The organism is Campylobacter canis, assembly GCF_045504005.1.
Lineage (GTDB): Bacteria > Campylobacterota > Campylobacteria > Campylobacterales > Campylobacteraceae > Campylobacter_A > Campylobacter_A canis.
This window is the reverse complement of record NZ_JBJJXH010000006.1, coordinates 39627-53695: the sequence shown is the minus strand read 5'-3', so window position 1 is coordinate 53695 and position 14069 is coordinate 39627. Positions and strand designations below refer to the sequence as shown.

Here is a 14069-nt window from a genome sequence, read left to right as displayed (position 1 = left end):
AATTTAATTAAGGAAGCCCGAGAGCTTCCTTCCAAAAATAACAAAATAATAAATATTATTTAAGCTCGACTTTAGCGCCTGCTTCTTCAAGTTGTTTTTTAGCTTCTTCAGCTTCAGCTTTGCTGATTCCTTCTTTAAGAACTGAAGGGGTTTGCTCAACTGCATCTTTAGCCTCTTTAAGACCAAGACCGGTAAGAGCTCTAACAACTTTAATAACGTTGATTTTCTTATCTCCGCCGTCAAGTAAAACAACGTTAAATTCAGTTTTCTCTTCAACTTCTGCCGCTGCTGCGCCGCCTGCTGCGCCTGCTACCATAACCGGAGCTGCGCTTACGCCAAATTTCTCTTCAAATTCTTTTACTAATTCGCTTAGCTCTAATACTGAAAGATTAGAGATAAATTCTAGTACATCTTCTTTAGTAATTGCCATTTTTAAATTCTCCTAAATTTTTATGCTGATTGTTCTTTTTTCTCTTTAAGCGCATTTAATCCAATTGTAAAATTTTGGATAGGCGCATTCCAAACTTGCAATAACATTGCAATAAGCTCATCACGACTTGGCATTTTAGATAGTGCTTTAACTTTTTCAACACTAGCAACTTCGCCATCAATGTGCGCTGTTTTAATCTTAAACAACTCACTGTTAGTCTCTTCAAATTTAGCCGCAACTTTAGTAGCCGAAAGCTGGTCACCCCAAATGAATATATTGGTATCTTTAAGAGCCATACCGTCTTTATCCGCATTCTTAAGTGCTATATTTGCAAGAGTATTTTTTACTACTTGAACTTTTACGTTTTGCTCTCTTGCGGCATTTCTTAGCACTTCAAGTTTTTTAACGTTAAGTCCGCGGTAATCGCATACTATAATCGCTTCATTCTCTTTAAATTCGGCTTCAAGCTTAGCTATTATTTCAGATTTTTCGCTTCTTGTCATTCATTCTCCTTTCCGACCGGTGATTTCAAGCAGAGCGGGTCGTCCAATTAAGTCTATTGACCTCGGCTATCTCCAATCTAAGATATAAATTTATAAAATTTAATTAACGTAAATCTATAAGCTCTTGAGTCTCAAGTGAAATAGACGGACTCATAGTTAATGACAACGCTGCATTTTTGATATATCTTCCTTTTGCAGCCGCCGGCTTATGTTTGTTTATAGCTTTAATAAAAGTTGAGATGTTATCGTTAAGTTGTTCTTTTGAAAAACTTACTTTACCAAGTCCGGCATGGATATTTCCTTGTTTATCTACACGGAAATTTACCTGACCGCTTTTTGCATTATTAACAGCTTGAGCAACGTCCATTGTAACGGTTCCCGTTTTAGGATTTGGCATAAGACCTTTTGGTCCAAGTATACGACCTACTTTACCTACAAGACCCATTAAATTTGGAGTGGCTATGAGGACATCAAAATTCATTACGCCTTTTTGGATATCTTCAATCAAATCATCGCTTCCGACGATATCCGCACCCGCCGCTTTAGCTTCATCAGCCTTAACGTCTTTTGCGATAACCGCTACACGAACAGTTTTACCTGTTCCTGCAGGAAGAACAACCGAACCTCTTACCATCTGATCGGCATGTCTTGGATCAACGTTAAGTTTAAGTGCTATTTCAACTGTTTCATCAAATTTTGCAGAAGCAAGAGTTTTAACAGTATCGATTGCTTCATCTAGTGCATAAATTTTATTTGCATCTACTTTTTTAAGTAGTTCGCTAAATCTTTTTGTAGTTTTTTTTGACATTAATTTCTCCGCATTTTAAAGTGCTTCCGCCTTAAAATTTAAATCCTTGGCGGTTTAAGGATTTTAATCAATGATATCTATACCCATTGAGCGAGCAGAACCTGCAATAATTTTAGCGGCTTGCTCTTTATCGTTGGTGTTTAAATCAACGATTTTTCTATCTACGATTTCAAGTATTTGAGCCTTAGTAAGCTTTCCTACTTTATTTTTTAGCGGATTATCCGCACCTTTTGATATGCCGGCCGCTTTTTTGATCAAATCCGTAGCAGGCGGTTGCTTTGTGATAAATGTAAAGCTTCTATCTGCATAAACAGTGATAACTACAGGAATATTATATCCTGCCATATCTTTTGTTCTTTCGTTAAACGCCTTACAAAACTCCATAATATTTACACCTTGCTGACCTAGAGCAGGACCTACCGGTGGGCTTGGATTTGCTTTAGCCGCTGCAATTTGTAATTTAATTTCGCCTATAACTTTCTTAGCCATAAACTTCTCCTTATACTATCTTCTCAACTTGTGAATATAAAATTTCAACCGGTGTACTTCTGCCAAAAATAGAGACATTAAGTCTTAACTTACCATGTATCATATCATACTCTTCGACTATACCGGTAAAATTCGCAAAAGGTCCATCTATAATGCGAACACTCTCACCGTTATCAAATGAAATTTTAGGCTTAGGTGCTCCGCGTTTTTGAACTTTTTCTAATATTAAATTTATATCTTTATCACTTAAAGGGGTAGGTTTTTTTGATTCACCTATAAATCTTCCAACTTTTGGCAATGATTGAATTTTATGCCAAAGCGCAGTGTCCAAATCAAGATGTGCAAAAGCATAGCCCGGATAAAGGCTTCTTTCGTTTATTTTTTTCTTGCCGTTTTTAATCTCAATCACATCTTCGGTAGGAACAACAACTTCTTTAAGCTGATCTTCTATATTATGATCTCTTACTAAATTTTCAATAGCTCTCTTAACACTCATCTCGCTGCCGGCGTAAGTTTGAATCGCATACCATTTATGTGCCATAACCTACAACCTTTTAAATTAATTTTGAAAGAGAATAAGACATCACCACATCAACAAGTGCTAGAAACAGTGAAACTACTGCCACAACTGCAAAAACAGTTATAAACGCATTTCTTACTTGCTCTTTCGTAGGGAATATAACCTTTTTTATTTCTGCACTAGAGAGTTTTAAATAGTTTGTTAATTTTTCCATTTTCAACCTTATGATGGCAGGGCAAGAGGGATTCGAACCCCCAACCATTGGATTTGGAATCCAGCGCTCTACCGTTGGAGCTATTGCCCTAAGTGAGCATATTAGCTCTTTAGTTTAACTTCTTTATGAACTGTGTGTTTTTTTAATCTTGGACAATATTTTTTAATTTCCAACTTTTCAGTAGTTGTCTTACTGTTTTTTGTCGTAGTGTAATTAATATCACCAGACTCTGAACACTTAAGACCAATCTTTACTCTACTATTATTTTTTGCCATAAATTTCCTTTAAAAAGCGGAGAAAAATCTCCGCTAAAAATCAAAATATTAAATTAAGCTAATATTTTAGAAACAACACCTGAGCCAACTGTTCTACCACCCTCACGGATCGCAAAACGTGTTCCCTCTTCAAGAGCAACAGGCGCTATAAGCTCAACTGTAATTTTTAGGTTATCGCCAGGCATAACCATCTCTGTTCCCTCAGGAAGTGTGATAGAACCTGTAACGTCAGTTGTTCTTACATAAAATTGTGGTCTATAGTTGTTAAAGAATGGAGTGTGGCGTCCACCTTCTTCTTTTGTAAGGATATAAACTTCACCCTCAAATTTTGTGTGTGGAGTAATTGATTTTGGTTTACATAGAACCATACCGCGCTCAACGTCCTCTTTCTTAGTGCCTCTTAGAAGTACACCAACGTTGTCGCCTGCTTCACCTTGCTCCATCTCTTTTCTAAACATCTCAACACCAGTAACTGTTGTTGTTTGCGTATCTCTAATACCAACGATTTCGATTGTGTCGCCAACTTTTACAAGACCTTTTTCAATTCTACCTGTAACAACCGTACCACGACCAGAAATTGAGAATACGTCTTCGATTGGCATCAAGAAATCTTTATCTGTAGCGCGAACCGGAGTTGGGATATAACTATCAACAGCAGCCATAAGCTCCATAACTTTTGCTGACCACTCGCCGTCTTTACCTTCTTTAGCTTCATTTAGAGCTTGAAGAGCAGAACCAGCTACGATCGGAGTGTCGTCTCCTGGGAAGTCATACTCACTAAGAAGTTCGCGAATTTCCATCTCTACTAGCTCAAGAAGTTCGGCATCATCAACCATATCAGCTTTGTTCATGAAAACGACTATATATGGAACACCAACTTGGCGAGATAGAAGGATGTGCTCTCTAGTTTGTGGCATTGGGCCGTCCGCTGCAGAAACAACTAGGATAGCGCCGTCCATTTGAGCAGCACCTGTAATCATGTTTTTAACGTAGTCGGCGTGGCCCGGGCAGTCAACGTGAGCATAGTGGCGATTGTCTGTCTCATACTCAATGTGTGAAGTTGCAATCGTAATACCGCGCTCTTTTTCCTCTGGAGCATTATCGATATTGTCATAATCTTTAAGCTCAGCAAGACCTTTTCTTGAAAGAACAGCAGAGATAGCAGCTGTTAGAGTTGTTTTACCATGGTCAACGTGACCGATAGTACCTATATTTACGTGTGGCTTGTTACGTGAAAATTTTTCTTTTGCCATATCTTCCTCCGTAATGATATTTGTTACTTTAAAATTAAAAATTCATGCTTGTTTTATACTTTATCTATATTTTTAGTAAAATCCGTGGAGCTCATAGCGGGACTTGAACCCGCGACCTCTTCCTTACCAAGGAAGTGCTCTACCTCTGAGCCATATGAGCGTTACAAACGCTTGGCAATACAGAATTTCATAAAACAAACATAAACAACTCTATGGAATAAATTTGGCAGACTGTATAAATGTATAAAAATTTTACAGCTCCCAGTTTCACTCCAAATTCTTACCCAAATCTTGGAGCGGGAAACGGGACTCGAACCCGCGACCCTCAGCTTGGAAGGCTGATGCTCTAGCCAACTGAGCTACTCCCGCGTATAGCATGGTGGTGAGACGTGGATTCGAACCACGGAAGACATAGTCAGCAGATTTACAGTCTGCCCTCGTTGGCCACTTGAGTATCTCACCCTATTTAACATTAATAATTTTATTTGGTATTTCTGGTCAAACACTGTTACAAAATGGAGCTGGTGAACGGATTTGAACCGCCGACCTACTGCTTACAAGGCAGTTGCTCTACCAACTGAGCTACACCAGCACTTAATTTGTGAAAGCTGAATTATATCTCAAAAAATTTTTAAAGTCAAGGATTTTGGAGTCAAATTTCACTTTATCAAGTGATTTTAACCACTTTTTCTCATAAGAACAACTAAATTTATCCTATCTTTCACGCCTGTCTTTTCAAAAATCGCAGAGATATGCGCTTTAACAGTTCGTAAGCTTATGTTTGCTACTTCGGCTATCTCTTGATTACTAAGTCCTTGATATATAAAATTCGCTACTTCTTTTTCTTTTGGAGTTAGCCTCTCAAGAGCCGCTAAAGATTTTTCGTTTGAGCTGTCTTTAGTCATCATCATTATCATGCTTTGGATAAATTCAGGATACAGCCAGACATTTCCCGCTTCAATACTTTTAACGGCATCGTTTAGATGAATTTCTAGCATGTGGGCGTTACCGTATCCTTTGATTCCATACGCTAGAAATTCCTTGCCTTCGCTAAAATTTGGTTCTTTTGACAACAAAAACACTTTTAGCTCAGGATAAATTTGCAAAATTTCAAGGATAAGATCTCTTACGCCTGCAAAAAATTCCACACAAAGCACGGCGCATTCGCTTGTGTCTATATTTATTAAAAGATCAGACTCCGAAGCAAAGGCTATCACTTCACGCTCTTGCAGCTTGCTTTTCCACTCTTTTACAAGAGAGTCGCTAGATGCGTATAGTCCGACTTTCACTGTAACTCTTTTAAATTTTTATATCAAATTTATACAAAAGTTTATCATTAACTATAATATAAATTTCTTTTGCTTTTTTTGGCGCTAAAGACATTTTCGTATAGGCAAACGTCTTTAAAAACTCACTTATAATCTCAGCTTGCATATGTGTAGATATTGAAATTTCGATAGTATCGTTTGTGATTTTATACTTATACACACTTTTACTATCAAGAATTTGCAGATCAAGATATACGCTTTCACTGCTTTCGTCATATCCGTTTATAAAAATTTTAACGCTTCTTACGATATCGTCTAAAATTTTTATATCCTCTTCAAATTTATACACACAAGAGTCGCTTTTACATTCATCAAAGGGCTCTTCTATAATCTCAAATTTAAAATTTTCATCTGTATTTAGATGGTTCTTTAGGCTTACTTCATTTAAAACTTGATCAAATTTCTTAACGCAATCGCTAAAGATAAGCTCTTTGATAGATGAGTTAATCACATCTACACCGTCTCTTTCGTTTATCATATCAGTAACCACAAGAGTATCTACAAGCAGATGCGATCTAGCAATGATATATTCCTCAAATTTTCCGCTATAAACGGCTTTATTTATATCATCTTTTACTATTTTGTGAGAATTATTACTCTCTTCTATCGCAAATGCTCTTGTTTGCACTATCGCTCCCTTAGAGCGTTTTGTTTAGCTTTTAAAATCGGTTTTAAAAGATAATCAAGAACTGTTTTTTTACCCGTAATAATATCGGCACTGGCTATCATACCAACTTTTATACGAAGGGGCTTATCTTCGCTACCTAAGAAATTCTTTTCGGTTTGAATTCTAACTAGATAGTAGCTTTCGCCACTTTTTTCATTTGTTTCGGTGTCGGCTGAAATTTGCACAACTTCACCGTTAAGCCCGCCGTAAATAGAAAAATCATAAGCCGTAAGTTTTACTACCGCTTTAAGTCCCGGGCGCAAAAACGCCACATCTGCCGGCTTAACTTTAACTTCGGCTATGAGAGTATCTTCTATAGGAACGATCTCCGCTATATCCATTCCGGGTTTTATAACGCCCGAAACGGTATTTACCATAAGCTTACTCACGATACCGTCAACCGGCGAACGCACAAGGGTTCTATCAACCCTATCGCTTAAATTTATCTGGCTTTCATTTAGTCTTGAAATTTCGGCAGATACTTCATTTAGCTCTTTTTTGACATTGTTTTTAAAAGCAAGCCTAGTTTCGGTTATCTTGTTTTCAACCTCTTTTATGGTGGATTCTATCCTAGGCACCGAAAGAGTTGCGGCATTTAAATCACCCTTTAAATCATTAACTCTTCGTTGCAGCTGCAAGTATTCAACTTCACTTACAAGCCCTTTTCTAAAAAGCGGTTCGGTAATATTTTTCTCTTTAAGCATTAGATTGTAGCTATTTTGCGTTTGAGATATCTTATTTTTAAGCTCGACAAGTTCATTTCTGCGCTGTTTTATCTGCTCTTCAAAGATGCTTACTTGCTCTCTTAGTCTTGCCTTATTTGTCTCAAAAAGACTCTTTTCAAACAGAACAAATTGAGCCATATCCTTATCTCTAGTCTCGTTATAGTCAAATTCTTTATCATTTGCTTCGGCAAAAAGACGCATGTACTTAGCCTGAAGCTCGTCCATTCTTAGCTTTGACTCGCCATAGCTACTTGAGAAGGTCTTATTATCTATCTTCAGTATCACTTGACCCTTTTTAACCTCATCTCCTGTTTGAATTAAAATTTCTTCGATTATACCGCCCTCAAGGTTTTGAACGATCTGGTTTTTACCAGAAGGAATGATCTTGCCTGCACCTCTGGTTATCTCATCTACTTCCGCCCAAGATGCCCAGATGATGAGCCAAGCGATAGTGATAAAAACTGCATATAAAATTCCCCTAGAAGCCGATGGCGCCTTAGCAAGCACGGCTTCAGACAAGCTTGACATAAAGCGAAGATCGTGAGCGTCATAATTTTTTGACTGAACCGTTTTTTTGATACTATCAACGGAGTCGTTTAAATTTGAACCTATGTTCTTTTGTTTTTGTATATCGTTTTTTAAATTATTATCCATCTTCTTGCCGCCTATTTACCGCTTAATTTAGCCAAAACTTCATCTTTTGGACCGTCAAGCAAAATTTTGCCCCCATCAACGACTATAAGCCTATCAACCAGATCAAGCAAGGAGGTCTTATGGGTTATTAACATCACGGTTTTTTCTTTGGTATTGTATTTCAGATTATTTTTAAGTTTATTTTCCACGCTGCTATCAAGAGAATTTGTAGGCTCGTCAAGCAGTATAATAGGACTATCAAGCAAAAACGCCCTTGCAACGGCAATAGCCTGACGCTGGCCGCCGCTTATGCCCTCGCCTCTTTCAAAAACAGGCATATCAAAGCCAAGCGGATGCGCATCGACATACTCGTCTACTCCGCTTACTTTGGCGGCTTTTATTATCTGCATATCATCGACATGCGGCGCTTTATAAACTATATTTGCCCTAACCGTTCCTTTAAATAACATAACATCTTGCGGCACGTAGCCGATATTGCGGCGAAGGTCGGCAGGATCTATCTGATTTATATCTATGCCGTCTATCAAGACAGAGCCCTCAGTCGGAGAGTAAAGTCCCAAAATAAGCTTTTCTATAGTTGTTTTTCCTGAGCCGTTTCTACCTATAAGACCTACCTTTTCGCCAGCATTTATAGTGAAATTTACCCTATCAAGAGAGGCTTTTGTACTTTCAGGATATGTAAAACTTACGTTTTTAAACTCTATCTTTCCTGCAAAATTTGTTCTTCTTACAAATTTCTTTCCGTCAGGCCTCTCAACAGGCATTTCCATTATCTTTTGCAAGCTCTCATAAGCAGTCTTAGTCTGCTCGAAATTTGCCAAAAGCGAAGCAACTTGTCCCATAGGAGCAATCGCCCGCGAAGAGAGCATAACAGATGCTATAAGCCCACCCATTGTTAAATTCATATCCTGTATCATATATACGCCGCATACAACTACGGCTATAGTATTAAGCTGAACAAGAAAAGATGTAACGGTGCTAATTGAGGCTGAAATTAGCTTTGATTTTATGCTTTTGTTGGCAATTTCTCCCGTCGCCTCCTCCCAGTTCCACTGTGCATGGCCCGTAGCGCCCATAGTTTTTATCGTTTCAAGCCCATTTAGAGTTTCAATCAAAATTCCGTTTTTCTTGGCACTTGCCTCAAAGGTGCTTTTAATGCTAGCTTGCAGAGGATCTTTGATAAGCAAAGTATAAATTACGATAATAATGATAAACACCAAAGGCACAAGCACCATGAGTCCACCGATAAAATAAATCACAAACAAAAATAAAAGCGCAAAAGGCAGATCCACAAGCACAGTTAGAGTGCTTGAAGTAAAGAAATTTCTAACTGTATCAAATTCCCGCAAGTTGTTTGCAAAAGAGCCTACTGATTTTGGTTTAACCGACAACTTGATATCCATAACTCGCTCAAAAAGCAAAGAGCTCATGATGATGTCGCTTTTTTTACCCGCTATATCAAGAAAATAGGTTCGTATAAATTTCAAAAATAGATCAAGCATATACACAACGCCTACGCCAAGAGCAAGCACCCAAAGCGTCTCAACGGCGTTATTTGGCACAACCCTATCATATACGTTCATCGTAAACAAAGGACTTGCAAGCACAAATAAATTTATCACTATACTAGCAACTATAACATCTATATAAATTTTCTTAGAGCGCTTTAAAGTACCCCAAAACCAGTGGCTTGACTGACTATCAATCAGATGGGTTTTATTATCTTCAGGCACAAATTCGCGCTTAAGCAGATAAGCGTATCCCAAATACTCTTTTTTAAGTTTGCTAATCTCAATACTGCTTGAGCCGTTTGGCATCTCGGGAGTTATTATCTTAGCGTGCGTTTTGCCTTCAAAACTCTCTAAGATGCAAGCCTTTTTACCGCGCAATATAAGTATGCAAGGCAGCACAAGAGGAGAAATTTTCTCCAGATCTTTATTAACTAAGGTTGAAACAAATCCTGCACGTTTAGCAGCCCTTGTGAATAATGATTTAGAGCCTTTTAAAGAAAACAGCTCCACGCTTTCGTTTTCGCTTACCGGAAGCCCCGTAATAAGCGCATCAGCGCTGTATGGATTGTTATGAAGTTTGGTAAATATAACCAGACAGTCTAAGAGTTCGTCATTTTTTGATTTTTCTTGCATATTCTCATCCAATATTTTGTATATCGTAAATAAACATTCCTTGCATCGAATCTATACCGATGTTTTCAAGTTTGGCTTTTTGTTCGCCGTTTTCAACCCCGATTACGATGATCTTTATCTCTTTACTTCTCATTATAAAGTCAAAAGATTGCTTTTGCTCGGAGCTGCTCTCGCCGAGAAAATCTATCAAATTTCTAGCCGGAATTTTAACATAATTCGGACTTATATCCTTAAGTCTTTCAATACTTTTGGCATCAAATCCAAAGTGATCAAGCCCAAGTCCAAAGTCAAATTCGCGAAGTTTTTGATGAAACTTAAGCATTATTGACATATCCATATCGTCTTTATTTGGAATTTCTATAAAAATTTTGCATTTAGCGTGCTGTTTTATCCTGCGTAAAATAAGCTCAATCTCCGCAAAATACTGAGTCGATGAAAGAACATCCTTGCCTAAATTTATAGATATAGCCGAATTTGGCAAGCTGTCTTCTCTAAGCATATTTGCAACTTTGTTTAACACGTATAAATCAAGTTTAGCGGATAAATTCAGCTCATTAACCATCGGCATAAAATAGCTTGCCATTTGCCATTTGCCGCTATCATCGACAAGCCTTAAAAATAGCTCACAGTGCTCAAGCTCAGGAGCGCTTGAGACGATCTTTTGTCCTGCAAATTTAAACATATTGTTTTCAAGGGAGCTTGTTATAAGCGATCTATACTGATCTTTACCAAGCAAAATTTCGCTATTGCTCTCATAAATTTTGATACTGAAATTCCCGCTTCCTTTAGCTCTTGCAAGAGTTATATCGGATGTTATCAAGATAGTTTTAAGGTCGCTGCTTGGAGCATAATCTACAACCGAGCCGTTAGCAAAGCAGTCATCTCCTCTGATATTAAATTTAGCGAATTCCTGTCTTATATCAAGCAAAATTTCCTTGCCAAGCTCTGCGGTTTTAAATGTCGTAAAGCTTGGAGCCACAACGATAAAGTCATTTTCATTAAGTCTAGCGCAAAGCATATCTTTAGAGTGAGATGATATCGCGTTTGCAACGCCGACTACCAAATTCTGCCATTTTTCAAAGCCTAAATCCTTTTTAAGCTCTCTTAAATCCTTGCATGAAATCATCATCACAGAGCCGCTTGAATACTCTTCGCTAGATAAAAAATCACCGAATTTGTTCTGAAAATACCTTCTGTTAAACAGTCCCGTCTGATCGTCTTTATAGAGCAGGTCTTCATATCTGCTAAGAGTCTTTGCTCCTTGTTCAAATATATCTTTTACTTTGCCGACCATGCTATTCATGGCTAAAACCATACGTTTTATATCAATAGTAAACGGAACTTTATCCTGAATAATAAATCTATTTTCAAGGATAGCTTCAGCCTGAGCTTGAACTTTTCTAAGAGGAGTAAATATAAATTTAAGCCCAAAATAGCTTAATAAAAGCGCTAAAAGCATCATTGAAAATAGTATATAAAATACGTTTTTAACGATGTTATATAGTTCGTAATACGCGATGCCGGTATTGCTTTGCACGTAAAGAGTGCCGAATTTACTCCAGCCAAGCATTATCTCGCTACTTTCAATCGGAGCATCAAGCTTTACGTTTTTAACAAACCAGCTAGGAACGCCTCTTACTACGGTAGGCTGAGAGCTTTCTACAAGAGTGTTGCCATCCACATCAACAAGCTTTATCATTGAGTAGTATCCGCTGTCAAATATCGAATTTATCATAACTTCTACGCTTGATATGTCCTCCAAATCGCTAACGGACTTTATCGCAAGCCCAAGAGAGTTGGCGGTGTGCCTTGCATTTGTGCTAAGCTGAGTTGCGATGTAGTTGTTTATAGTAGTAAAATTTAATATACCCACAGCAATAAATAGCAACAACCCAAACGATATAATCGCCAACATAATCTGTTTAAAAAGTGTCATTAACCATCCTCTTTCATTCTATCAATCAAATTTAGCCATTTTGGATTTTGCTTTTTATTTCCCCCGGGAACTGCCTGTCCCAAGCCCTCTTGCTTAGATAAAAATAGCGAATCACCGTTAAAGCTATAAACAGGGATTAGATCTTTTCTCTGTGTGGCTATTTTAATCTTTGAAACTATATTATCTAAAACTAGAGGAATTGATTTTGGACTATCATAATAAGACAAGACCATATGAGCTTGGTTAAACTCAACGGCTTTAACATAAGTAAAATAAAGCTTTTGGGTAGGAACTCCGAGTTGTTTTAAAGTAAAATATTTTGCCGTAACGAAATCTTCGCAATCTCCTGCGCCTTTACCTAAAAATTCCATTCTCGTAGCCCAATAGTCCTTCTGATTCCAAACCTCTTTATCGTCTTTCCACATAAGCTGATTAAAAAAATCATTAACCTTAACCAGCTTCTCTTGCTCGCTAGCGTCTTTTAACTCAACCATAAGCTTGTTTAGTCTGATTACTCTTTGTTTTGCATTATCGCCGTAAATTTTAGCGATCTTTTCATAAGTGGCGGCTTTGATAAATTCATTTTCAGCCAGAAGTGTAAATAAAAAAAAGGCACTCATTAAGAGTGCCGTATATATAGTTTTCTTAAAAAGCAAACTATGAATCATCCATGACTCTTCTTGCCTTAATACTCACAAAAAATTATTTCAGGTCATCTTGTATAGAGCAGGCACCTTGGATATATTTTTTAGCAAATCCAGGCTCGAAGCTATCGGTTAGCATACCCATATTATCAAGCAATCTATACTTAGAGTATAAAAGTGCGCTTTTTGTATTTACAATCTCTTCAAGAGCGTTGTTGTACTCGCTTTCAGCATCAAGAAGATTGATAAGATCGCGTCTTCCTATCCTAAACTCGTCCCTATATGAATCAAGAGTCTGTTTGGCATATTCAACATGTTTATTTAAATGCTTCATCTTTTCTTGACTAAAAATATAAGTCTGCCATGAAAATTTTAAACTCTCAGCCAAATCCCTTTTAACAGTATCAATACTATGAGTTGACTCCGCAAGAGCCAATCTACTCTTTTCTTTCTCTAATTTATCAATATTTTTATTAAATAGATTATAAGACATTCTAAGCATCACGTTGTATTTTTTATCGCTATAATCATTAAAGAAAATATCATTTTGCTCATAACCTGCAGATGCTTCAAGGTCAAGCTTTGGTCTAAAAGGAGCATTTTTTTCTTTTGTTACAGATTGAGCCATTTTTATATTTGCATCTTTTAAAAGAACGGTAGGATTACATCTCATAGCCGTTGCGTAAACTATCTCTTCTGTTTGGGGAAGCATTTGCTCAAATACCGGATTAATTAAATTTTTGGCTTCAAGTCTCACACCATAAAGTTTTTCAAGAGTTGTAACGGAATCCATATAGTTATTTTGCTGAGACACTAAGTTTGATTCAGCTAAAGCAAGGCGAGAGCCAGCCTGTCTTTCTTCGGAACCTCGAGCGAAGCCGGATTGCGTTCTGTCTTTAATTTGAGCATAAATTTCTTGGTGAGTCTTTACGTTGGCTTTTGAAATATCAAGAAGCTCTTGATTTCTAAGCACGCTTATATAAGCATCTACAAGCTGAAGTACCAATCTATCAGCCTTTTGAGCCACACTGTAAGCAGCCGCATCAAGCCTGTGACTTTGAGATTTAATTCTGTTTTTATCGGCTCCACCGTTATATAAATTTTCAACCAATGTAACACCTGCGGTTGCTTTTTTGCCACTTCCCTTTCTTATCCCATTATCATCTTTAATTCTCTCTTTCTCATAGCCGTATGTGCCATAAATATCAAGAGTAGGATAATATGCATTATTAGCAATATTTAAATCTTTTCCGACCTGCATATATACATATTGAGTCTCTTTTAGATTAGGGTTATATTGCAATACAACTTTTACGGTATCCAAGAGAGAAATTGTATCTGTAGCCAAAAGAGTAGGAGTTTGGTGTCCAAACAGTGTAGCTGAGGCTACCAAGCTAACCAAAGCGATTTTTTTCATGTTAGAATCCTTGCTATAAAATTTTATTTATCACTAAAAACAAATTGAAGATTTTTGCCTTT

The 14069-nt window shown here is 37.3% G+C and carries 15 protein-coding genes and 5 tRNA genes; all 20 read right to left on the bottom strand.

Features of this window, described 5'->3' with window-relative positions; genetic code table 11:
- Nucleotides 1-55: 55 nt before the first annotated feature.
- Nucleotides 56-430 (bottom strand): 50S ribosomal protein L7/L12, encoded by a 375-nt coding sequence (gene rplL, locus ACHJH3_RS07250; protein WP_169940612.1) that lies wholly within the window; start codon nucleotides 428-430, stop codon nucleotides 56-58.
- Between the two features lie 20 nt (nucleotides 431-450).
- Complete coding sequence (gene rplJ / locus ACHJH3_RS07245) at nucleotides 451-933, bottom strand: 50S ribosomal protein L10 (protein WP_407064236.1); 483 nt, start codon at nucleotides 931-933, stop codon at nucleotides 451-453.
- A gap of 103 nt (nucleotides 934-1036) precedes the next feature.
- On the bottom strand, nucleotides 1037-1741 hold the full coding sequence (gene rplA / locus ACHJH3_RS07240; RefSeq protein WP_169940616.1) for a 50S ribosomal protein L1: 705 nt from the start codon (nucleotides 1739-1741) through the stop codon (nucleotides 1037-1039).
- 63 nt (nucleotides 1742-1804) lie between these two features.
- Nucleotides 1805-2230, bottom strand: a complete 426-nt coding sequence (gene rplK, locus ACHJH3_RS07235; protein ID WP_169940618.1) for a 50S ribosomal protein L11 — start codon at nucleotides 2228-2230, stop codon at nucleotides 1805-1807.
- A 10-nt stretch (nucleotides 2231-2240) separates the two neighbouring features.
- Nucleotides 2241-2771 carry a transcription termination/antitermination protein NusG gene (gene nusG / locus ACHJH3_RS07230; protein ID WP_169940620.1) on the bottom strand — a complete coding sequence of 177 codons (531 nt, stop codon included), beginning with the start codon at nucleotides 2769-2771 and terminating at the stop codon, nucleotides 2241-2243.
- A gap of 13 nt (nucleotides 2772-2784) precedes the next feature.
- On the bottom strand, nucleotides 2785-2964 hold the full coding sequence (secE, locus tag ACHJH3_RS07225) for a preprotein translocase subunit SecE (protein WP_169940622.1): 180 nt from the start codon (nucleotides 2962-2964) through the stop codon (nucleotides 2785-2787).
- Nucleotides 2965-2978: 14 nt separating this feature from the next.
- Nucleotides 2979-3054: transfer RNA gene (locus ACHJH3_RS07220), tRNA-Trp, on the bottom strand.
- An 11-nt stretch (nucleotides 3055-3065) separates the two neighbouring features.
- Nucleotides 3066-3239: a 50S ribosomal protein L33 gene (gene rpmG, locus ACHJH3_RS07215; protein WP_172201359.1), complete on the bottom strand. Its 174-nt coding sequence runs from the start codon at nucleotides 3237-3239 to the stop codon at nucleotides 3066-3068.
- Nucleotides 3240-3292: 53 nt separating this feature from the next.
- Nucleotides 3293-4492 (bottom strand): elongation factor Tu, encoded by a 1200-nt coding sequence (gene tuf / locus ACHJH3_RS07210; protein ID WP_169940626.1) that lies wholly within the window; start codon nucleotides 4490-4492, stop codon nucleotides 3293-3295.
- An 85-nt stretch (nucleotides 4493-4577) separates the two neighbouring features.
- A tRNA-Thr gene (locus ACHJH3_RS07205) sits at nucleotides 4578-4652 on the bottom strand.
- A 132-nt stretch (nucleotides 4653-4784) separates the two neighbouring features.
- A tRNA-Gly gene (locus tag ACHJH3_RS07200) sits at nucleotides 4785-4861 on the bottom strand.
- A gap of 8 nt (nucleotides 4862-4869) precedes the next feature.
- A tRNA-Tyr gene (locus ACHJH3_RS07195) sits at nucleotides 4870-4954 on the bottom strand.
- Nucleotides 4955-5008: 54 nt separating this feature from the next.
- Nucleotides 5009-5084, bottom strand: a tRNA-Thr gene (locus ACHJH3_RS07190).
- An 85-nt stretch (nucleotides 5085-5169) separates the two neighbouring features.
- Nucleotides 5170-5781 carry a response regulator transcription factor gene (locus ACHJH3_RS07185; protein ID WP_407064235.1) on the bottom strand — a complete coding sequence of 204 codons (612 nt, stop codon included), beginning with the start codon at nucleotides 5779-5781 and terminating at the stop codon, nucleotides 5170-5172.
- A 10-nt stretch (nucleotides 5782-5791) separates the two neighbouring features.
- Nucleotides 5792-6448 (bottom strand): DUF5416 family protein, encoded by a 657-nt coding sequence (locus tag ACHJH3_RS07180; protein WP_407064234.1) that lies wholly within the window; start codon nucleotides 6446-6448, stop codon nucleotides 5792-5794.
- Nucleotides 6448-7866: an HlyD family type I secretion periplasmic adaptor subunit gene (locus ACHJH3_RS07175; protein ID WP_169940630.1), complete on the bottom strand. Its 1419-nt coding sequence runs from the start codon at nucleotides 7864-7866 to the stop codon at nucleotides 6448-6450. Before ACHJH3_RS07175 ends, ACHJH3_RS07180 begins: the two co-directional genes overlap by 1 nt.
- A gap of 11 nt (nucleotides 7867-7877) precedes the next feature.
- On the bottom strand, nucleotides 7878-10010 hold the full coding sequence (locus ACHJH3_RS07170) for a type I secretion system permease/ATPase (RefSeq protein WP_407064233.1): 2133 nt from the start codon (nucleotides 10008-10010) through the stop codon (nucleotides 7878-7880).
- A 4-nt stretch (nucleotides 10011-10014) separates the two neighbouring features.
- Entirely contained in the window at nucleotides 10015-11946 is a 1932-nt protein-coding gene (locus ACHJH3_RS07165; protein WP_407064232.1) for a bifunctional diguanylate cyclase/phosphodiesterase, read from the bottom strand.
- Entirely contained in the window at nucleotides 11946-12566 is a 621-nt protein-coding gene (locus ACHJH3_RS07160) for a transglutaminase-like cysteine peptidase (protein WP_169940637.1), read from the bottom strand. Before ACHJH3_RS07160 ends, ACHJH3_RS07165 begins: the two co-directional genes overlap by 1 nt.
- Before the next feature lie 82 nt (nucleotides 12567-12648).
- Nucleotides 12649-14007: a TolC family protein gene (locus ACHJH3_RS07155; RefSeq protein WP_407064231.1), complete on the bottom strand. Its 1359-nt coding sequence runs from the start codon at nucleotides 14005-14007 to the stop codon at nucleotides 12649-12651.
- Between the last annotated feature and the right edge of the window lie 62 nt (nucleotides 14008-14069).